Annotated in this window: 17 protein-coding genes; 14 read left to right on the top strand and 3 right to left on the bottom strand. The window is 69.0% G+C overall.

Annotation, left to right across the window (positions count from 1 at the left end; genetic code table 11):
* Positions 1 to 45: 45 nt before the first annotated feature.
* From ACSHT8_RS11655 to ACSHT8_RS11625, 7 genes are all read left to right on the top strand, one after another.
* The gene (locus ACSHT8_RS11655; RefSeq protein WP_436500492.1) at positions 46 to 3,714 is read left to right on the top strand and encodes a non-ribosomal peptide synthetase; all 3,669 of its coding nucleotides are present in this window, start codon (positions 46 to 48) and stop codon (positions 3,712 to 3,714) included.
* Positions 3,714 to 5,105 (top strand): ATP-grasp domain-containing protein, encoded by a 1,392-nt coding sequence (locus ACSHT8_RS11650; protein WP_436500490.1) that lies wholly within the window; start codon positions 3,714 to 3,716, stop codon positions 5,103 to 5,105. Before ACSHT8_RS11655 ends, ACSHT8_RS11650 begins: the two co-directional genes overlap by 1 nt.
* A gap of 68 nt (positions 5,106 to 5,173) precedes the next feature.
* Positions 5,174 to 6,085 carry a U32 family peptidase gene (locus ACSHT8_RS11645; RefSeq protein WP_436500488.1) on the top strand — a complete coding sequence of 304 codons (912 nt, stop codon included), beginning with the start codon at positions 5,174 to 5,176 and terminating at the stop codon, positions 6,083 to 6,085.
* A 60-nt stretch (positions 6,086 to 6,145) separates the two neighbouring features.
* Positions 6,146 to 7,939 carry an asparagine synthase (glutamine-hydrolyzing) gene (asnB, locus tag ACSHT8_RS11640; protein ID WP_436500486.1) on the top strand — a complete coding sequence of 598 codons (1,794 nt, stop codon included), beginning with the start codon at positions 6,146 to 6,148 and terminating at the stop codon, positions 7,937 to 7,939.
* Positions 7,940 to 7,948: 9 nt separating this feature from the next.
* A complete protein-coding gene (locus tag ACSHT8_RS11635) occupies positions 7,949 to 8,755 on the top strand; it encodes a hypothetical protein (protein ID WP_436500484.1) in 807 nt (268 codons plus the stop codon).
* Positions 8,755 to 9,639: a branched-chain-amino-acid transaminase gene (gene ilvE / locus ACSHT8_RS11630; RefSeq protein ID WP_436500482.1), complete on the top strand. Its 885-nt coding sequence runs from the start codon at positions 8,755 to 8,757 to the stop codon at positions 9,637 to 9,639. The genes ACSHT8_RS11635 and ilvE overlap by 1 nt, the downstream gene beginning before the upstream one ends.
* 182 nt (positions 9,640 to 9,821) lie before the next feature.
* Positions 9,822 to 10,745 carry an AEC family transporter gene (locus ACSHT8_RS11625; protein WP_436502046.1) on the top strand — a complete coding sequence of 308 codons (924 nt, stop codon included), beginning with the start codon at positions 9,822 to 9,824 and terminating at the stop codon, positions 10,743 to 10,745.
* A gap of 38 nt (positions 10,746 to 10,783) precedes the next feature.
* On the opposite strand, the gene ACSHT8_RS11620 is transcribed toward ACSHT8_RS11625, so the two are convergent.
* Complete coding sequence (locus ACSHT8_RS11620) at positions 10,784 to 10,927, bottom strand: GPGG-motif small membrane protein (protein WP_436500480.1); 144 nt, start codon at positions 10,925 to 10,927, stop codon at positions 10,784 to 10,786.
* Positions 10,928 to 11,025: 98 nt separating this feature from the next.
* On the opposite strand from ACSHT8_RS11620, the gene ACSHT8_RS11615 reads away from it, so the two are divergent.
* The 3 genes from ACSHT8_RS11615 to ACSHT8_RS11605 all read left to right on the top strand — a co-directional run bounded on the left by ACSHT8_RS11615 (position 11,026) and on the right by ACSHT8_RS11605 (position 13,551).
* A complete protein-coding gene (locus ACSHT8_RS11615; RefSeq protein WP_436500478.1) occupies positions 11,026 to 11,709 on the top strand; it encodes an HNH endonuclease family protein in 684 nt (227 codons plus the stop codon).
* A 160-nt stretch (positions 11,710 to 11,869) separates the two neighbouring features.
* A complete protein-coding gene (locus ACSHT8_RS11610) occupies positions 11,870 to 12,589 on the top strand; it encodes a pentapeptide repeat-containing protein (RefSeq protein ID WP_436500476.1) in 720 nt (239 codons plus the stop codon).
* Positions 12,586 to 13,551, top strand: coding sequence for a hypothetical protein (locus tag ACSHT8_RS11605; protein WP_436500474.1), 966 nt, complete (start codon positions 12,586 to 12,588; stop codon positions 13,549 to 13,551). The genes ACSHT8_RS11610 and ACSHT8_RS11605 overlap by 4 nt, the downstream gene beginning before the upstream one ends.
* A 4-nt stretch (positions 13,552 to 13,555) precedes the next feature.
* Here ACSHT8_RS11605 and ACSHT8_RS11600 read toward each other — a convergent pair whose 3' ends face one another.
* Both ACSHT8_RS11600 and ACSHT8_RS11595 read right to left on the bottom strand, forming a co-directional pair.
* On the bottom strand, positions 13,556 to 14,680 hold the full coding sequence (locus ACSHT8_RS11600; RefSeq protein WP_436500472.1) for a glycoside hydrolase 5 family protein: 1,125 nt from the start codon (positions 14,678 to 14,680) through the stop codon (positions 13,556 to 13,558).
* A gap of 20 nt (positions 14,681 to 14,700) precedes the next feature.
* Entirely contained in the window at positions 14,701 to 15,726 is a 1,026-nt protein-coding gene (locus ACSHT8_RS11595; RefSeq protein WP_436500470.1) for a LacI family DNA-binding transcriptional regulator, read from the bottom strand.
* A 110-nt stretch (positions 15,727 to 15,836) separates the two neighbouring features.
* Here ACSHT8_RS11595 and ACSHT8_RS11590 point away from each other — a divergent pair, with 110 nt between their 5' ends.
* From ACSHT8_RS11590 to ACSHT8_RS11575, 4 genes are read left to right on the top strand one after another with little or no spacing between them, the layout of a single operon-like run.
* Positions 15,837 to 17,114, top strand: a complete 1,278-nt coding sequence (locus ACSHT8_RS11590) for an ABC transporter substrate-binding protein (protein WP_436500468.1) — start codon at positions 15,837 to 15,839, stop codon at positions 17,112 to 17,114.
* 57 nt (positions 17,115 to 17,171) lie between these two features.
* The gene (locus tag ACSHT8_RS11585; RefSeq protein WP_436500466.1) at positions 17,172 to 18,053 is read left to right on the top strand and encodes a carbohydrate ABC transporter permease; all 882 of its coding nucleotides are present in this window, start codon (positions 17,172 to 17,174) and stop codon (positions 18,051 to 18,053) included.
* Positions 18,050 to 18,904, top strand: coding sequence for a carbohydrate ABC transporter permease (locus ACSHT8_RS11580; protein ID WP_436500464.1), 855 nt, complete (start codon positions 18,050 to 18,052; stop codon positions 18,902 to 18,904). The genes ACSHT8_RS11585 and ACSHT8_RS11580 overlap by 4 nt, the downstream gene beginning before the upstream one ends.
* Before the next feature lie 31 nt (positions 18,905 to 18,935).
* Positions 18,936 to 20,282, top strand: coding sequence for a discoidin domain-containing protein (locus ACSHT8_RS11575; protein WP_436500462.1), 1,347 nt, complete (start codon positions 18,936 to 18,938; stop codon positions 20,280 to 20,282).
* The last annotated feature ends 8 nt before the right edge of the window (positions 20,283 to 20,290 follow it).

Raw genomic sequence — 20,290 nt, 5'->3', positions numbered from 1 at the left:
CAAATTGGCAGCGAATTCGGGGGAATTCAATCTCTAGGGGGCACTATGAGCGCGTTGCAGTTCCCGACGACCTACACCCGGTCCGCCGCGGCGGAAACCAGATCGGCGAGCCAGGAATACTCGTGGCACGCCGATGTCACGCCGATTGCGGTGTTCACGTCCCACTCCGTGGTCGACGTCCTGAACGCCACTTTCGCCGCACTCGTCCACCGCTATACCGGACGCGACGAAATCGTCATCGGTCGGACTGAGGACGGTCCGAGATTGACGGCCGTGCGGTCCAAGATCGACGACAGCTCGTCCTTGATCGACATTGTCGAAAACACCGCGCCCGCCGAGTCGGACACGATTCAGGTCGCGTTTCACGGCGTGCCAGGAACGCGGCCGGACCTGTCGTCGGTCGAGTTGGTGCTGGAAGTCCAGGTCGAAGGCGACAAAGCGGACTTCGCGCTGCGCTATGACCGCTCGCTGTTCGCCCCCGAGTTCATTTCCCGCCTCGCCGCCAACTACCAGACCCTGCTCGCCGACGCGTGCGGCCGACCGGCTGTCCCCGTCCGCGCGCTGCGCCTGATCGCCGACGACGAGCGCCGCTACCTGCTCGACACGGTCAACGGCACCGACTGGCCGTACCTGCGCGACGCGTCGATCCACTCGCTCGTGGAGACCCAGGTCCGCCGCACCCCGGACGCCCCCGCCGTCGAGTTCCGCGGCGAGCGGATCACCTACCGCGAGCTGGACTCCCGCTCGACCACCCTCGCCAAGGACCTGATCGCCTATGGCGTCAACCCGGGCGAGCGCGTCGGCGTCTCGCTGCCGCGTTCGGCCGACCTGGTGTGCCTGCTGCTGGCCATCCACAAGGCGGGCTGCGCCTACGTGCCGCTCGACCCGGCCTACCCCGGCGACCGGCTGAAGGCGATCGCCGACACCGCCGCCATGGCCGCCGTCGTCATCGACGGCGACGAGCCCGCCTGGCTCGCGGGCCTGCCCGCCACCGCCCTCCCGCTGGCCACGCTCCTGGAGCGCGCCGCGGGCCAGGACGACAGCCCACTCGATCTTGAGGTGAGCGCCAACGCCGCCGCTCACCTCATCTACACCTCCGGCTCCACGGGCCTGCCCAAGGGCGTGGTCATCCACCACCGCAACGTCGTCGCGCTGCTGGCCTGGGCCTGGGAGACCTACACCGAGGAGGACGTCGCGCGGGTCCTGTTCGCCACGTCGCTCAACTTCGACCTGTCGGTCTACGAGCTGTGGTGCCCGCTGACCATGGGCGGCTGCGTCGTCGTGATCGACAACGTCCTCGCGCTGACCGAGGACGCCGAGCTGAACCCGACCCTGATCAACACGGTGCCGAGCGCGCTCAACGTGCTCCTCCAGCGTTCGGCGATCCCGGCGTCGACGGCCGTGCTGAACGTGGCGGGGGAGCCGCTGCCGAAGGAACTGGTCAACGCCGCGTTCGCCGAGTCCGGGGTCCGCCGCGTGTTCAACCTCTACGGCCCGTCCGAGGACACGACCTACTCGACGTACAAGGCGTTCGACGCGCCCACCGCCGAGGTCACCATCGGCAAGCCCCTGCACAACACCCGCGCCTACCTGCTCGACGCGCGCGGCGAACTCGTCCCGCACGGCGTCGTCGGCGAGTTGCACCTCGGCGGCGAGGGCCTGTCCTCGGGCTACATCAACGACCCGGAGCGCACGGCCGCGGTGTTCGTCGACGCGCCCGCGGGCCTCGGCAGGCGCGGCACCCTCTACAAGACCGGTGACCTCGCCCGCTGGACCGAGGACGGCGAGCTGTTCTTCATGGGCCGCAAGGACAACCAGGTCAAGATCCGCGGCTACCGCATCGAGCTCGGCGAGATCGAGTCCGTCCTCCGCGAACTCGACGGCGTGCGCGACGTGGCCGCGCTGGCGGTGCGCGAGGGCAGCGACACCCGGATGGTCGCCTACGTCGGCACCCACCTGACGGCAGACGAGGTCGGCGCGCACCTGCGCGGGCGGCTGCCGCACTACATGCAGCCCGCCAAGATCGTCGTCGAGCCGGACCTGCCGCTGCTGCCCAACGGCAAGGTCGACCGCAAGGGCCTCGCCGCCCGCCCGGTCGAGTGGGGCGCGGTGCTCGGCGAGTCCACTTTGGACGAGCGGGAGACCGAGATCGCCGAGGTGTGGACCGAGGTGCTCGGCCTGAAGGGCATCCCGGGCGACCTCGACTTCTTCTCCGTCGGCGGCCACTCGCTGCTGGCGAACCTGCTGGCCGCGCGCCTCAGCGACCGGTGCGCGGTCACGGTCCGGGTCTCGGAGATCTACGAGTTCCGCACCGTCACCCAGCAGGCGGACCTGGTGCGCGCCAAACGGGAACAAGCTCCGGCCGCGCTCGCCGCCGACGACGTCGCGGGCCGGTTCGCGCTGGCCGAGCGCACGCTGCGCGAGTCGACCAAGAGCCACGGCGTGCCCGGCGCGGCGGCGGTCATCGTGATCGACGGCGTCTCCCACGCGGTCGACTTCGGCCTGGACGACCTGGAGTCCGGCAAGGCCCGCACCGCCGACACCCGCCAGCGCGTCACCTGCGTCACCAAGGTCCTCGTCGCCTACGTCGCGCTGATGCTGGTCGATCGCGGCCTGGTCGCGCTCGACGAGCCGCTCGGCGACCTCGTTCCCGACGGCGTCCAGCGCCGCGACGAGATCACCCTGCGCCAACTGCTGTCGCACACCAGCGGCATCGACGACTCGTTCGAGGTCTGGAACTCCACCGACCACCCGGACCTGGGCGCCTACGTCCAGAGCTTCCGCGACTACCCGCAGGTCGCCGAGCCGGGCGAGATCTTCGCCTACTCCGCGTGCGGCACGTCCATCGCCGCGCTGCTGATCGAGCGGCTGCTCGGCGTCTCGTGGCGCAAGGCGGTCAACGACCTGCTGCTCGACCCGCTCGGCATCATGCCGATCGCCGAGACCCTCGACGCGGGCGACCACTACGGCGACACCGTCGCCACCGGCTACCTGTGGAACGAGCCGGAGCAGCGCTACACCCCGTACGTCCTCGGCCCGCAGACGATGGCCAACGACGCCGCCGACTCGTTCTCGGTGTGCCTGACCGCGCAGGAAGTCGCCACGCTCGCGCTGTTCGCGCTGGACGACGGCGTCACCAAGGATGGCAAGCGTTTGCTGTCGGCCGAACTGGCCAAGCAGATGCGCACGCCGCAGATCACCATTCCCGGCCACCACTTCATGCACTCGTGGGGCCTGGGCTGGCTGCACTTCGAGGAGAACGTCTTCGGGTTCAACTCCAACGGCAGCGGCCACCACAACTTCGTCCAGGTCTTCGCCGAGACCCGGACCGTGCTGGTGATGCTGGCAAACGCCTACCCGACGTTCGGCCTCTACGAGGACCTGGTCAAGTCCGTCACCGGCCAGGGGCTCATCCGCTCGCGGCCGGGCTCGGAGATCGACATGGACCTGTGCGTCGGCGACTACGCCGCCTCCGGCTACCGCCTCGACGTCAGCCGGACCGACGACGGCCTCGGCTACGTGTTCTATCAGCGCGAGCCCGGCGGCGAGTGGGCGCGGCTCGACGAGGGCGCGCTCGTGCACTCGGGCACCGGCGGCTTCACATCGATGTCGCCGAAGAACATCCTCGCGGGCTCCATCTCCTTCATCTGGACGACCGGGCCGCGGCCCAAGTTCGTCCGGCTCGGTCAGCGCGTTGCTCGGAGGGTCGGCTGATGCACGTCGTTTTCGTCACCTGGAAGACCGGCAACGCCCCGGCGTTCGAGGCCGCCAAGCGCCTCGGGCACGAGGTGACGCTGATCCGCTCGCGCGCCATGGAGCGGATGCAGCACGTCGACTTCGACAAGACCCCGTTCGGCCAGTACGTCGACACCGTCCACACCCTGGACGACGCGACCGACCTGGCCGCCCTGCGCGCGTGCGTCCACGAGATCCACGCGCGCCGGAGGATCGACGGGTTCCTGGCCACCGTGGACGCGCTCGTCGTCCCGGTCGCCCGGATCGCCGAGGAACTCGGCATCCCGTTCACCTCGGCGGAGGGCGCGGCCACGGCCAAGGCGAAGAACCGCTGCCGGGAAGTCCTCGACGCCGCCGGACTCGACGGCACGCGGCACTTGGTGCTGATCGACCCGGACCAGCCCAAGGCGAAGAACCGCTGCCGGGAAGTCTTCGACGCCGCCGGACTCGACGGCACGCGGCACTTGGTGCTGATCGACCCGGACCAGGCCAACGCAGCCGCCCCGGGCATCGACAGCTCGCGGCGATGGGCACGCACCAGCCTCGACCAGGCCAGGGCGTTCGCCGCGGACACGGGCTTCCCGATCGTGGTCAAGCCCGCCAGCGGATCGGGCAGTGAAGGCGCCCACGTCCTGCGCGACGACCTCGCGCTGGCGGAGTTCTTCGCCGCGGCCGACCCGGCCGCCTACCCGACCGGGATGCTCGTCGAGGAGTACCTGTCCGGCCGGTTCGTCTCGGCCGAGATCGGACTCTCGCGCGGACAGACCATCCGGCTCGCCATCAGCGAGCGGACGACGTGGGCCCGACACGAGGCCCTGGAGACCGGGACCACCATCCCGGCGGTGATCGACCCCGCGGCCCACGAGGCCGTGATGGACTTCGCCGAGCGGGTGATCAAGGCGGTCGGCCTGCGGATGGGCATCTTCCACGTGGAGGTCATGCTCACCGCGAACGGGCCGCGGCTGATCGAGCTGAACCCGCGGATCATGGGCTCCTGTCTGCCCAACCTCTTCTGCCTCGCGGGCGGCGGCGACCTGTTCGAACTGCTCGTGCGCGTCTACCTCGACGAGCCGGTGACGCACGCCGCGGGCTTCGACAAGTACGCCACCGTCCGGTGGTTCGGCGCCACCGACGCCACCCCCGCGCCCACTGAGGTCCCGGACCTTACGTGGACGCGGGGGTACGGCGACGCGCTGCACTCGCTCACCGTGCGGCTGCCCGAGTCCGGCGAGTTCCCGCCGTGCCGGGGCAACCTCGACAACTTCGGTGAGGTGCAGACCGTGCACGCCGACCACGACGAGTCGGTGCGCGTCGCCGAGGAGATCGTGCAGAAGATCGAAGCCCAGCTCGGCATCGAGCTGACCAGGTGAAACGACCGACAGGGGACGTGGTGGACCGATCCGATCGCAGAGCAGGGGCGACAGCGGAGTCAGGGGGCGTGGTGGGTCGATTCTTCGCCGAGACGCGAGCACAGCTCGACGGTCTCGGCCTGCCGGACGGCGAGGGCGAGCTGACCGAGTCGGCGCTGCGCTTCGCCGACGGCGGCCAGTTCCGCATCGAGGTGCCGACGATCAACTCGGCCACCACCGCGGAGACGCTGCTCGTGGAGAGCGGCCGCCGCGGGTTCACCATCAACCGGGTCACCGAGACGCTGGGCCTGTTCCGGCACACCGCCGCCGAGATCCGCCGCTACGCCGCGCTCGGCCGCGAGTACGGCGCGCAGATCCTGATGTCTGTCGGCCCCCGGGCCAACTACGACATCGGCGCCAGCGTGCAGACCCCCGAGGGCAGCCGCATCGGCTACCGGCTGCGCGGGCAGGAACAGGTCGTGCGCGCCGTCGAGGACGTCAAGCGCGCCATCGACCTGGGCATCACCGGGTTCGTCGTGTACGACGAGGGCCTGCTGTGGGTGCTCAACGAACTGCGCACGCGCGGCGACCTGCCCGACATCCACCTGAAGGTGTCCGCGCACTGCGGCCACGGCAACGCCGCGTCGGCGCGGGTGCTGCAACTGTTGGGCGCCAACAGCTTCAACCCCGTGCGCGACCTGACGCTGCCCATGGTCGCGGCCATCCGGCGGGCGGTGTCGATCCCGCTGGACTGCCACGTCGACAACCCCAAGGACTCCGGCGGGTTCATCCGCACCTACGACGCGCCCGAGTTCGTGCGCATCGCCGCGCCGGTGTACCTCAAGACCGGCAACAGCGCGCTGGAGAAGCACGGCACCACGCCTTCGCCCGCGCAGATCGAGGCGATCCTGCGCCAGATCGAGGTCGTCACCGAGTTCCTCGACCGGCACTACCCGACGGCCAAGCAGTCGCCGGTCGGCCAGTTGGCGGGGGTCCGCTGACATGTGCTGGGTGTATGGATTCGTTGCCGGCAAGTCTGGCGAACTGGCGGGGGTCCGCTGATGTGCCGCATCTATGGATCGTTCGGCGACAAGTCCGTCGATTCCCACGTCCTGGCCGCGGTCGCGGAGGCCCAGGTGCACGGCGGGCCGGACGCGCAGACCGTGGTCAACGCCGACACGTGGGCGCTGGGCAACAACCGGCTGGCCATCCAGGGCATCGCCGCGGGCGAACAGCCGTTCCGGCTCGACGGCCTGACATGTGTGTTCAACGGCGAGATCTACAACCACCGCGCGCTGCGGGCCGAACTCGGCGCGCGCGGCTACCGGTTCAACGGCGACTGCGACGGCGACGTGCTGCTGCCGCTGTACGAGCTGTACGGCGACGAGTTCGTCAGCAGGCTCGAAGGCATGTACGCGATCGCCATCGTGGACACCCGCGCCGAGCCGTGCCTGAAGCTGTTCGTCGACCACGCCGGGATGAAGTCGCTCTACTACTACGTCTCCGACGGCTCGCAGCTCAACTTCGCCTCCGAGCTGCGGGCACTGGCGAAGTTCCCCGACTTCCCCGACCGGATCGACCCGCTCGCCGTCGACCGCTACCTCGGCGGCAAGGCGGTGTGGGGGCCGGAGACGATCTACAGCCAGGTCCGCACCCTGGTCCCTGGCACGGTGCTGCGGTTCAGCGCCGACGGCTGGCTGACCGAGCGGCAGATCGACCTCGCGCCCCGCGAGTTCGATTGGCCAGAGGGCGGCCCGACCCGCGCGGCGGCGGCCGAGATCCTCGACGGGCTGCTGCACGACGAGTTGAGCAGGATGCTCGACGCCGACGTGCCGGTGTGCGTGATCACCAGCGGCGGCCTCGACTCCAGCTACATCACGGGCATGGCCAAGAGCCTGGTGCCGGACCTGGCGTCGTTCAACATCGCCTACGCGGGCACGTGGCCCAGCGACGAGCGGCACTTCGCCGACGAGGTCGCCCGGCACGTCGGCACCCGGCACCACCAAGTGCTCCTGGAGCCCGCCGAGTTCCCCGGCCTCATCGACCGGTTCCTGCGCCACCTCGACCAGCCCAACAACGCCCCGCACAGCCTGAGCACCTACGGGCTGTTCGAGGCGATCCACGACGCGGGCTTCAAGGTGGCGCTGACCGGTGACGGCGCCGACGAGCTGTTCAGCGGCTACGCGCGTTACGTCAAGGCGGCCCGCGACGGCAGCGCCACCTGGCACCGGTCCTATCAGGACACGATGGCGGCGGCCGGTCCCGGCACACTGTCCACTTTGTATAGCACGGCGTTCCGCGCCGAGGTGGCGGCCAACGGCGGCTACTTCGCCGACCAGAGCGGCGACGAACTCGTCAAGCGGGTGCGCGGGGCCGACAAGCTGGAGACGCTGCTGCGCTACGACCAGTTCGAGCGCTTCCCGTACTACATCCTGCGCCGCGTCGACCACCTCAGCATGGCGCACTCGGTGGAGGCGCGGATCCCGTTCCTGCAGCCCAGCGTCATGCGGTTCTCGCGGGCGCTGCCGACGTCGCTGAAGGTCGTCGACGAGCTGGTGAAGACGCCCGTCGCCGACGCGGCCCGTCGGTGGATACCCCAGAGCATCGTCGACCGGCCCAAGCAGCCGTTCACCCTGCCCATCGCCGCGATGATCCGCCCCGGCGAGGCGCTGCACGACCTCATCGGCGACGTGCTGCTGTCGAGCGCGTTCCGCTGCAAGGACTACTTCGACCAACGAAAGCTGCGGGAGCTGTTCCAGCTGCAGACCGACAACCCCAGTGGCCACGCCGCCGAGGTCCTGTGGTCGGTGCTGATGCTGGAGCTGTGGCTGTCCGTGCGCGACCTGACCCCGTAAGGAGAAACCGTGGAAATCCAGTCGATTCTGGCCAACGTGACCAAGGCCGACATCAAGCGCGACCCGTTCCCGCACATCGTCATCAAGGACGCGCTGAACCCGGAGCTGTACCAGGCGCTGTCGGAGACCATGCCGACCGTCGAGTACATCTCGGAGAAGATCGGCAAGCCGGTCGTGTCGAACGAGCGCTACAACTACATGTCCGCGCACATGTTCAAGGACGACACGATCGCTCCGGTGTGGAAGGACTTCGCGCGCTACCACTCGTCGGAGGAGTTCTTCCACCAGTTCCTCGACCTGTTCTACGACGACCTGGTCGAGTCGCACCCGGAGGCCGAGGAGAAGTACGGCAAGCTGCGCGACCTGCGCGTGGGCCGCCGCGGCGCCGACAACCACGAGACCCACGACATCCTGATGGACTGCACCGCGGTCATCGGCTCGCCGGTCGTGGGCACGCCCACCTCCTACCGCGGTCCGCACGTGGACAAGCCGTACAAGCTGTTCGGCGGCCTGTTCTACATGCGACTGCCCGAGGACGACGCCGTGGGCGGCGACCTCCAGCTCTACAAGTACCGCAGCGACGAGCACAAGTTCTACGCCTCCGAGTCGGAGTACGGCGACAGCCGCTTCGACATCGACCCGCAGTACGTCGAGGAGGTGGCCACGATCCCGTACGCCGCCAACACGCTGGTCATGTACCCGATCAACCGCTACGCCCTGCACGGGGTGTCGGTGCGGAACCTGACCCAGCACCAGCGCCGCTTCGTCGCGCTCGTCGGCGACATGCAGGACATGCTGTTCGACCTGGCGCTGTGATGCAGCCCTTCGACCAGCGCGACGGCCATATCTGGTTCGACGGCGACCTCGTCGACTGGCGCGACGCCCGGATCCACGTCCTGACGCACGGCCTGCACTACGCCAGTAGCGTCTTCGAGGGCGTGCGGGTGTACGACGGCAAGGCGTTCCTGCTCGACGCGCACATCCGGCGGCTGCGGGAGTCGGCGCGCATCCTGGACTTCGACCTGCCCTACACCGACGAGGACCTGCACGCGGCGACGGTCGAGACCATCGCCAAGGCGGGCTTCGCCGACGGGTACGTCCGGATGAACGCCTGGCGCGGCTCGGAGGTCATCCAGACCGCCGCGCTGAACACCTCGATCCGCATGTCGATCGCGGCGTACGAGACCCCTCGGGGCTACTACGTCGCGGCCGACGCGCTGGAGAAGGGCATCTCGCTGCGGACCGGCGAGTACCGGCGTCCGACGCCGGACACCGCGCCGGTCAAGAGCAAGGCCGCGGGCAACTACATGATCGGCACCGTCAGCAAGAACGCCGCACTGCGCGCGGGCTTCGACGACGCGATGCTGCTCGACGCCGACGGCCTGATCGCCGAGTCGACGGGCGCCCACCTCTTCTTCACGAAGGACGGCGTCCTGCACACCCCGACCACCCGCTGCACGATCGAGGGCATCACCCGCGCCACGGTGCTCGACCTGGCGGCGGCCAACGGGATCACCTGCGTGGTCGAGGACTTGGCGCCGGAGTTCGTCGCCGAGGCCGACGGGGCGTTCATCTGCGGGACGGCGTGCGAGCTGCTGCCGGTGTCGCGGATCGACGGGACGGAGTACGACTTGCGGGGCAATGCGGTCATCGCCACGTTGATCACGGCTTATGCCGCGCTGACTCGCGGCGCGGTGTGATGGAGGCGGTGTGATGGAGGCGGTGTGATGGAGGCGGTGTGATGGAGGCGGTGTGATGGAGACGCTGGCGGCGTTCGGCAAGCTGGTGCCCGTGGCACTGGCGTTCGGGATGGGGTACGGCCTGCGGGGCAATGCGGTCATCGCCACGCTGACTCGCGGCGCGGTGTGATGGAGGCGGTGTGATGGAGACGCTGGCGGCGTTCGGCAAGCTGGTGCCCGTGGCACTGGCGTTCGGGATCGGCGCGGTGTTCGCCCGCCGCAAGGTTATCCCGGCCGAGGCCGCCGGCGTCTTCACCGACTTCGCGTTTCTCTTCGCGATCCCGTGCTACCTGTTCGGCAAGATCTACCTCAGCGACCTGGGCCACCTGTTCGACATTCGCGCGATCTCCGCCTACGCCGCCAGCGCCGCGCTCTGCGTGGTCCTCATCGGACTGCTGTCCCGCGGCGACGCGCGCGCGAAGGCACTGCGGATCATGGCGGCGGTGCAGGTCAACACCGCGTACTTCGCCGTGCCGGTGTTCGTGATGCTGTTCGGCAACGCCGCGCCGATCTTCCCGATCCTGCTGCTGCAGGTGTGTCTGCTGTCGACAGTCGTCATCTCGATCATGGAGTTCGGCGGCGACGGCGGCACGGGCAGGAAGCTGCTGCGCGCGGTGTGGGCGTCGCTGAACACGCCGGTCGTGCTCGCGTGCAACCTGGCGATCCTGCTCAACCTGCTGTCGGTGCCCGTGCCGACGGTGCTGCTGGACGGGTTCGCGTTCGTGGGGGACAGCGCGGCACCGGTCGCGCTGTTCGCGCTCGGGCTCTATCTGGGCGGGGCGGGGCTGTCGATCCGGGGGACCACGCGCGAGGAAATCGCGCTGATCGCGTTCAAGTGCGTCATTTTCCCGCTGGTGACGCTCGCGGTGTGCAAGTACGTCTTCGGGGTGACGGGGGACTGGCTCAAATACCTGGTGTTGATAGCGGCCATGCCGTCACCGCAGAACCTGTTCATCTTCGCGCAGCGCTATGACACCGAGGTCGACTTGGCGGCCTCGGTGGTGGTCAAGAGTTCGGTGGTGACGCTGGCACTGCTGCCACTGTGGGTGCAGTGGGCGGCACAGTGAGTGCCGGGCCTGCCCGCTTTCGCGGGCAGGCCCACCGGTCACGTGAAAATGCTGACGCCGCCGGGGCCGATCAGCAGGCCCAGAACGATTAACAGGGCTCCGTAGAGCATTTGTCCACGGACTAGGGTGACGATTCCGCCGACCACGAGCACCACAGCGATAATCCACAACAGGGTTGCCATGACTACCTCCTCATGGAGGGGAATGCCCGTTATGGACGCAATCAAACCTGGGGTACCCCGCCGTTTCGGCGCGAACCGGCACCAGAGATCATCTGGGCATGACTCGGGCGCTGATCGGACTGGTCTTGTTCCTCACGTCCTGTGCCATCCCCTCGGCCACCGGGACGACGACCCCGGTGCCGGTGGACTCGCGGGTCCCGCCAGGGACGCTCGACCCGGCCGCCGCCCGCGCCGCCCTCGACGGTTTGACGATCGCCGTCCCCGGCCGCATGGGCGGCTACGAACGCTCCTGCGACCACGGCGCCGACTGCGTCTTCGGCCGCCCATGGCAGGACACCGACGGCGACGGCTGCGACCAGCGGTCCCAGGTCCTGTCCCGCGATCTTGTTGACGTGGAACGCAAGCCGGGGCGCTGCGCGGTCACCGCGGGGACGCTGCACGACCCGTACACGGGGAAGACGGTCGACCGGGCGAAGGTCCAAATCGAACACGTCGTGCCGCTGGCCGAGATGTGGCGGACGGGTGCGGCCAAATGGCCGATCGCGCAGCGGGTGACCGCGGCGAACGACCTGGGCAATCTGATCGCCGTCGACGGCAAGACCAACCAGTCGCGTGGTGACAAGATTCCTGGGGGCATCGGTGCGCAGCACTGGATGCCGCCGAACCAGGGCTATCACTGCTCGTTCGCCCGCATCTACGCGACCATCAAGTCCCGCTACCAGCTGACGATCACCGCCCCGGAGCGCACGGTGCTCGTCGAGGCGCTGGGGACCTGCCCGTAACGGTTGCCTTCCGCGACGCTGATCGTCGCGCTCGGTGCTTGCCGTAACAGTGGCCTTCCGATCACGACATAGTGATGTTGGGTTCGGGCGGCGGCGGTGAGGCAGCGCGGTGGGTGGAGCGAGGCGCAAAGGCAAGCGGGCGCGACGATCCCGTGCGGCGGTGGGGAAGCTGCTCGTCTCGGCCCTCGGCGGTCTGTTCATCGTGGGCGCGCTGGTGGTCGCCACGATCGCGGTGTTCGCGGACAACGTCGCCCTGCTCGCCATCGCGGACACCGGCACCTACATCCGGGTGATCGTGCTCGGCGCGGGTCTGGGGCTGGCCCGCCTGCTGTACGCCAAGCCCGTCAAGAACCTCGCCACCCGGGTCACCGCGTTCTGCTTGGCCATCGGCTGTGTCGGTGTCGGCGTGACGATCGTCCCCACGGTCTACCGGGCTGTCCGCGCCCAATCCCCGGCGAAGACCCAGGCCGCCCAGCAGAGCACGCCCCTGCGGCTGGACACCGGGTCGCTCAGCCACTCGGCGCACCGGGAGCAGGACTTGTCCGGCAGCCTCATCGTCCGGTCGACCATCGAGGACGTGGACTTCGGCGGCGCCCGGCTCACCGAGAGCGACCTGCGGTTCTCCACCTTCGTCCGGGTCAACTTCGCCGGGGCCGACCTCTGCGGCGTCGACCTGCGCGGGGCGGACCTGTCGCGGGCGTCGCACCTGGGTGAGGTGAAGAACTGGGACTGGGTCTTCTACGACGACGCGACGAAGGTGCCCGACGGACTGGATCTCGCGCTGCTCGACGGCCCTGTCCACACCGTCGCCGACGAAGTGATCTACTCGTGCGCGCCGAACCGGACCCGGCAGATCATGGCCGACGGGCAGCGGCGATGACGGGGCACAAAGGGAAGGCGCGGCGCAGGCCGTCGGACCGCATCCGAAAGCCGATCGCGCCCCGTGCGTCGAGGCAGGCTCGCGGGCCGGGCGTGTGGGAGCGCGCCGGCAGGCTGGGGCTCGTGGACCTGGCCGCGATCGTCGCGGCCGTGGCCATGCTGGTCACGACGCTGGTGCTGCCGCCGAGGTCGACACCGGAGCCGCTGCCGCTGCAGTTCCGGGTCGATCGGGTGAGCCTGAGCGACCTTCCCGTGGTCATCTCCGGGGTGCGGTCGTGCGGGTGCTGGACTGGACCGCGCTATCAGGCGATCAAGAAGTTCAAGTTCGACATCGAGAACCGGGGCTCGGGCAGCCTCGCCATCGGCGGTGGCGAGACGTCCTCGATCCGGCTCCTCGTCGCGTATCCGCGCGGGTTCGAGCCGAAGGTGAGCATCCCGGACGAGGAGTCGATCGAGGGCAAGTACGTCAGCGTCGCCAGCCCACCGGACGCCACCGTGTGGCACGCCAGCTCCGACCGCGACGCCAGGGGCTCCCGAATCGTGAACGGCAATGACCTCTTCGCGCTCCCCGACGGGTTCGAGGTGTGGGCGATCCCGGCCGTGCCGAACTACACCGTGGAACAGATCGACGAGAAGCACATGTCGTTCCCGACGGTCGTGGACCAGGACGAGCTCCTGCCGGGGGAACGCTTCTCCGACACCCGACTCGGCCACGGCGCGTGGGTCTTCTACCTGCCCATGCAGCCGAAGTTCGTCGACGAGCACCTGCGCAGCCCGCTCGGTCTCGACGCCCAGACGGGCAAGCCCCTCCAGCTCAAGCCGCACATCACCCGGAAGAACACGGCGAAGTACTTCGCCGTCCTCGGCATCGGCGCCTTCACCCACCACCGCGGCGTGCCCCGGTTCGAGGGCTTCGCCCCGACGCCACCGGACAGCGGCCTTGAGGCCCCGGAGGACATGTAGCCCGCTAGGGATGGACGATCCGGGCGGGGCGGTTGCGCACCCACTCGGTGTGGAACGCGCTCCCCGGCGCCACCTCGTCCCGCCGACGCGGCTCGGCGCGCAGATCGACAGGACACGGCAGCTCGACCGGGACCGGCGGTGTCACCGTCGACCGCAGGTGTTCGGCCAAGGCGAGGGCGATCGGCTTGGGCTCGTGGTCGACGGTGAACAGGCCGAGGTCGTACTCGCGGTCCGGGAAGTCGAGCAGCCCACGGTCGATGTCGTGGGACGACCACCACGTCACGCCCCACAGCGCCGGGTGACCGGCCACGGCCGCCAGCGTGCGCCGGACGAACTCGGCCGCGTCGGCTGCCGGGATGTCCGGGCGCGGGGCGCCGAGTTCCTGGAGCCACACGCCGCGGCCGGGGGCCAGGGAGGCGGCCAGGTCGACCAGGTACTCGGCGTGGGACACCGTGGCTGGGCCGAGCGGGCCATCCAGGCGGGAGGTGCCGTTGAACACCCACGAGTGCACCGTGGTCAGGTCGCCGAGGTCGACCGCGTCGGCCGGGTGGAACGGGTGCTCGGGGGCGTACCAGGCGTCGTCGTAGACCGAGTGGAGGCACAGGACGTCCGGGGCGGCGCCGCGGACGACGTCGAGCAACTCACTGGCCCACTCGCGGGAAGCCGACGGTGTCGTGGGGTTCGCGGGCCACAGGTTGTTCACCTCGTTGCCCAAGGTGATCGCGAAGACGTTGTCCCGCGTCGCCACGGCCTTGGCGACGTGCGCGGCGTAGACGGCGATGCCGTCGCGGACCGTGCGGTCGGTGAACACGCTGGCCTGGTGCCACGTGAGCACCCACGACGGCAGGAAGTCGAAGCTCGACAGGTGCCCCTGCAGCAGGTCGACCGCCACCCCGAGGCCGAACTCGCTCGCGATGTCGATCGTGGTCAGCAGGTCGTCGACCGCGCGCCGGCGGATCAGGCCGCGGTTGGGCTGCACCCACGGCCAAACCGGGAACACCCGCACGTGGTCCAGGCCGAGCCCCGCCAGGTCGGCGAAGTCGCGGCGGACCGCGTCGGCGGAGAAGTCGAGCCAGCTGTAGAACCAGCCCGTCGAGGGGACGTAGTTCGCGCCATAGCGTGGAGTCACGTCTCGCACGCTAAACCGATTTAGGCGCCGTTGCCAAGAGGTGCGGTGCTTTCTCGCACGGTCAGGCTAGGCGTGTCGGTCTGGATCTCCCGGGGCGCCGACGGGTCGGCCATGACGTCGAGCAGCGCCGACGCCGCGCGCATGCCGAAGGCGTAGGTGTCGCGGGAGAGCGCGGTGATCGCCGGGTGGGTGAGCCGGGTGAGCACAGAGTCGTCGAACGAGGCGATCGACAGCTCGCCCGGCACGGCCACCCGCATCTCCATCGCCACGCCCAGGCCCGCCACGGCCATCAGGTCGCTGTCGTAGATGATCGCCGTCGGCCGCTGCCTGCTGCTGAGCAGCGTGCGCGTCGTGCGCGCGCCCTCGGTGTCGCTGAAGTCGGTGTGCAGCGAGACCGCCTGGTCCAGCCCCAACCGGCCCGCCGCGTCGCGCAGGGCCCGGGCGCGGCGCTGGGTGTGGCGGAACTCCGGCTTGCCCGCGACGTGCGCGATCCGGGTGTGGCCGAGCGCGGCGAGGTAGTCGACCAGCGACATCATCGCCGCCCGGTCGTCGGCCCACACGCTGCACAAGGACCCTGTTTTCGCTGGTCCGCCCACTACGACCGCGGGCAGCCCCAGCTCCTCGACGACCGCGAGCCGGGGGTCGCGGGTCTGCAGGTCGACCATCACCAGCCCGTCGACCCGCTGCTCGGAGGCCCACCGCCGGTAGACCTCGATCTCGGCGCCGACGTCCTCGACGATCAGCAGCTGCAGCGCGATCGAGTCGGCCGACAGCCGCGCCTGCAGCCCCGAGAGCAGCTGGCCGAAGAACGGCTCGACGCCCAGTGTCCGCGCGGGCCGGGCGATCACCAGGCCGACCGTGTCGGCGCGCGCCCCGCCCAGTGCCCTGGCCACGCTGTGCGGGCGCCAGTTCATCTCGTCGGCGACCCGCAGGATGCGCGCGCGGGTCTCCTCGCTGACCCCTGGTCTGCCGTTGAGCGCGAACGAGACCGCGCCCTTGGACACCCCCGCCCGGAGAGCGATGTCGGCGATGGTCGGACGGGTCATCTCGTGTTGCCTCCCGCATTCGGCCCCTTGACAGCCGATTCTATCCGGCGGGATAGTCCGCCACTAGACCGGTTTACCTCCTCATCGACGGAGATCACGGGAGCGAAGCTATGCGGGCTGGGTTGGGCAGGATCGCGGCGTTATCGGCCGCGGCTTTGATGCTGGCGGGTTGCGGCGTCGGTGGTGACGACAACGGCGGCCAGGCGGCCACCGGCGGCGAGGTGAAGGGCGAGGTGAGCCTGCAGACCTGGGCGCTCAAGCCCAAGTTCACCGCCTACGTCGAGGGCGTCATCGACGCGTTCCAGAAGAAGTACCCCGGCACCACCGTCAAGTGGCTCGACCAGCCCGGCGACGGCTACGCCGACAAGGTGCTCAGCCAGGCCGCCGCGGGCGACCTGCCCGACGTGGTCAACCTGCCGCCCGACATGGCGCTGCCGCTGGCCAAGCAGAACCTGCTGCTCGACGTGGGCAAGGCCGACGACAAGCTCAAGGCCGACTACGTCCCCGGCGGCGTCACCGCCTACGAGTTCCCCGGTCTCCAGGGCGCCTACGGCTACCCCTGGTATCTCAACACCGACGTGCACTACTGGAACTCCGAGCTGCTCACCCAGTACGGCCTCGACCCGAAGAAGCTGCCGTCTACTTTGGACGAGCTGATCGCGCAGGCCAGGGTGATGAAGGAGAAGTCCGGCGGCCAGATGTACCTGATGAGCCGCAAGCCCGGCCTCGGCGACCTGGTCAACGCGGGCGTCAAGCTGCTCTCCGACGACGGCAGCCACTTCACCTTCAACACCCCCGAGGCCGCCGCGGTGCTCGACAAGTACCGCGCCGCGTTCGCCGAGGGCCTGCTGCCGCGCGACGTGCTGACCGACAAGTACCTGGGCAACAGCGAGCTGTTCAAGAAGCAGCAGGTCGCGTGGACCACCGGTGGCGGCAACTCGATCAACAGCTACAAGGTCGACAACCCGACGCTCGCCCCCAAGATCGTCTCGTCGGCCCCGTTCGGCACCCCGCCGCTGTATGTGCAGGGTCTGTCGGTGTCGGGCAGGAGCAAGAACCAGGCCACCGCGCTGGCCTTGGCCCGCTTCGTGACCAGCCCGGAGAACCAGGCCGCGTTCGCCAAGCTCGTGCCGGGCATCTTCCCCAGCACCACCGCGTCGGCGAGCGACCCGCAGTTCAGCGAGAGCGACGGCACGAACGCGGGCGACGCCAAGGTGCTGGCGTTCCAGGCGCTGGCCAAGGCCAAGCTGCTGGAGCCGCCGGTGGTCAGCGAGGCGATGGGCGACTACGTCAAGCAGCAGTTCTCCCTGGCGATCAACGGCGAGATCCCTTCGAAGGAAGCACTCGACCGGGCAGTCAAGAAGTGTGACGAGCTGCTGAAGAACTAGTACCGACTGCCGGTGACGGCGGGCATGTCCCGGTCCGCCGTCACCACGAGGAGATCCATGATCAGGAACCAGCGCTGGTTCACGCCCTGGCTGCTCGTGCTTCCCGCGGTCGTGTGGCTGCTGGTGTTCAACATCTGGCCGTCGGTCAACACCGTCGTGCTGTCGTTCACCAACGCCAAGCCGCTCGGCGGCGGCAAGTTCGTCGGCGGCGACAACTTCACCCGCCTGCTCGACGACGACCAACTCGCCGACGCCCTGCTCAACAGTGTCCTCTACATGCTGGTGTGCCTGCCGCTGCTGACGTTCCTGCCGCTGCTGCTCGCCGTGCTGGTGGAGAAGAAGCTGCCCGGCATCACCTTCTTCCGCACGTCCTTCTACACCCCGGTGATCGCCTCGGCCGTGGTCGTGGCGCTGATTTGGAACTGGCTGCTGGAGGACCGCGGCCTGGTCAACGGCGTCGCCCAGCAGCTCGGTGTCGTCGACGGGCCGATCGGGTTCCTCAACGACCGCTGGCTGCTGATCTTCAGCGCGATCGGGCTGACCGTGTGGAAGGGCCTCGGCTATTACATGATCATCTACCTGTCGGCGCTGGGGAACGTCGGCCGCGACCTGTACGAGGCGGCGGCGGTCGACGGGGCCGGGCCGGTGCGCCGGTTCTGGTCGATCACCGTGCCCGGGGTGCGCAACACGATGCTGCTGATCAGCGTGCTCATCACGGTGTCGTCCCTGCGGGTGTTCTCCGAGCTCTACATCCTCACCAACGGCACCGGCGGCCCCGGCGGCCGGGACATGTCGGTGGTCATGCTGATCCAGATGTACGGGCGCGGGTTCAGCGGCCACCTCGGCTACGCCTCGGCGCTGAGCATCCTGCTGTTCCTCATCACCATCGGCCCCATGCTGCTTCTGCTGCGCCTCAACCGGAAGGGGGCGGACGCGTGAAGAAGCGGCGCGCGGTCGGGTTCAATGTCATCACGCCCCGTGAGAAGGTCCTGCGCTACAGCCTGCTCGTGCTCGTCCTGCTGATCACTGTCGGGCCGTTCCTGTGGCAGCTCAGCACGTCGTTCAAGGGCCGCGGCGAGGACATCTACTCGGCCACCCCGAGCTTCCTGCCCGAGCAGCCGACGTGGGGCAACTACATCGAGGTCGCCAACACGATACCGGTGTGGTCCTACATCGGGAACTCGCTGGTCGTGGCGTTCCTTACGGTCGCGGGCAACGCGATCGGGGCGACCTTCGCGGGCTACGCGCTGGCCAGGCTGCGCTTCCGCGGCGGCAGGCTGGTGCTCGGGCTCATCCTGGCCACGCTCGTGCTGCCCGGCGAGGTCACGATCATCTCCCAGTACGTCACCGTGCGCGAGCTCGGCCTCGCCGACACGCTGGTCGGGGTCGCCCTTCCGGGTGCGATCGGCATGCTCAACGTGCTGCTCATGCGCGCGGCGTTCCAATCCATCCCCAAGGAGATCGACGAGGCCGCGGTCGTCGACGGCGCCAACGTGTGGCAGCGGTTCGTCCACATCGGACTCCCCAGCGTCCGCGGCATGCTCAGTGTCGTGGTGATCTTCGCCTTCATCGGCGCGTGGGACGACTTCCTGTGGCCCCTCATCGTGCTCACCGACCCGGAGAACTACACGCTCACGGTGGGCCTGCAGTACCTGAACAGCGCGTTCTCGGCGAACCCCCGGGTGGTCGCCGCGGGCACGATGATCGCCTTCATACCGATCGTCATCGTTTTCGCTTCCCTGCAGAGGTTCTTCTTCCGTGGCGTTGAGGAGGGCGCCATCAAGGGTTAGCAGTTCGCTCAACCTGACAACGGAGGTCCTTGTGAAATCGACGATTGCCGGGCTCATCGCTCTGGCGCTCGCCGCGGCGGTGCCCCTGCCCGCCGCGGCGGCGCAGGCGGCGCCGTCCAAGCGGACAGTCGTGTACTACCAGACGCAGTACTACAACAACACCTACGTCTCGCCTAAACCGCTGGTGGACAACAACACCGGCGTGACGGACGTGCTGGTCGCCGCCCTGCACCTCAACGGCGACGGCACCGTGCACCTCAACGACCACCCGCCCGGCGACCCCCGCTACACCCAGATGTGGACCGACCTTGCCGCGATGCAGGCCCGCGGCGTCCACGTCTCGGTGATGGTCGGCGGCGCCGCGCAGGGCTCGTTCCAGCGCCTCGACACCGAGTTCGACACCTACTACCCGCGGCTGAAGAACGTCATCACCACCTACAACCTCGACGGCGTCGACCTCGACGTCGAGGAGAACATGTCGCTGGCGGGCATCGAGCGGGTGATCGACGCGCTGACTGCCGACTTCGGCGACGGCTTCATCATCTCGATGTCGCCGGTCGCCTCCGCGCTGTCCGGCGGCGGCAACCTGTCGGGCTTCAACTACGACACGCTGCACCGCGACCGCGGCAGCAAGATCGACTTCTACAACGCCCAGTTCTACTGCGGCTGGGGCTCGCTGTCGAGCACCAGCGGCTACGACGCGATCATCAGCCGGGGCGTGTTCCCGGCGGACAAGGTCGTCACGGGCTCGCTCACGCACTCGTCGCTGTGCGGGGGCTATGTCGACGTCACCACGACGTTGAAGAACACCGTCCAGGCGCTGGTGCAGAAGTACCCGACGTTCGGCGGTGTCGCGGGCTGGGAGTACTTCATCTCCAACCCCGGCGGCACGGCGCGGCCGTGGGAGTGGGCGGGGCTGATCACCTCGTACATGAGCGCGACCCCGCCGCCGCCGACCGGGAACCTGGCGTTGAACAAGCCCGCGACCGGCTCGTCGTCGTGCAACTCCGCCGAGGGACCGGCCAAGGCGGTCAACGGCAGCGTGTCGGGCGGCAACACCGACAAGTTCTGCTCACTGGTGTCGTCCAAGTGGCTGCGCGTCGACCTGGGCGCGAGCGTGTCGGTCGGCAAGTTCACCGTGCGCCACGCGGCCGCGGGCGGCGAGTCGGCGTCCTACAACACGCGCGCCTTCCAGATCCAGACCTCGACCAACGGCACGAGCTGGACAACCCGCGTCACCGTCACGGGTAACACCGAAAGCGTGACGACGCACCAGATCACCCCGGTTACCGCACGGTACGTTCGCCTGGTCATCACAACCCCAACCCAGACGAGCGACCCGGCGGCCCGCATCTACGAGTTCGAGACGTACGCCTAATCAAGGAG

Source organism: Actinokineospora sp. HUAS TT18, from assembly GCF_051364635.1.
GTDB lineage: Bacteria > Actinomycetota > Actinomycetes > Mycobacteriales > Pseudonocardiaceae > Actinokineospora.
Note: the sequence above shows the minus strand (reverse complement) of the source record. Positions and strands in the feature narration are given on the sequence as shown.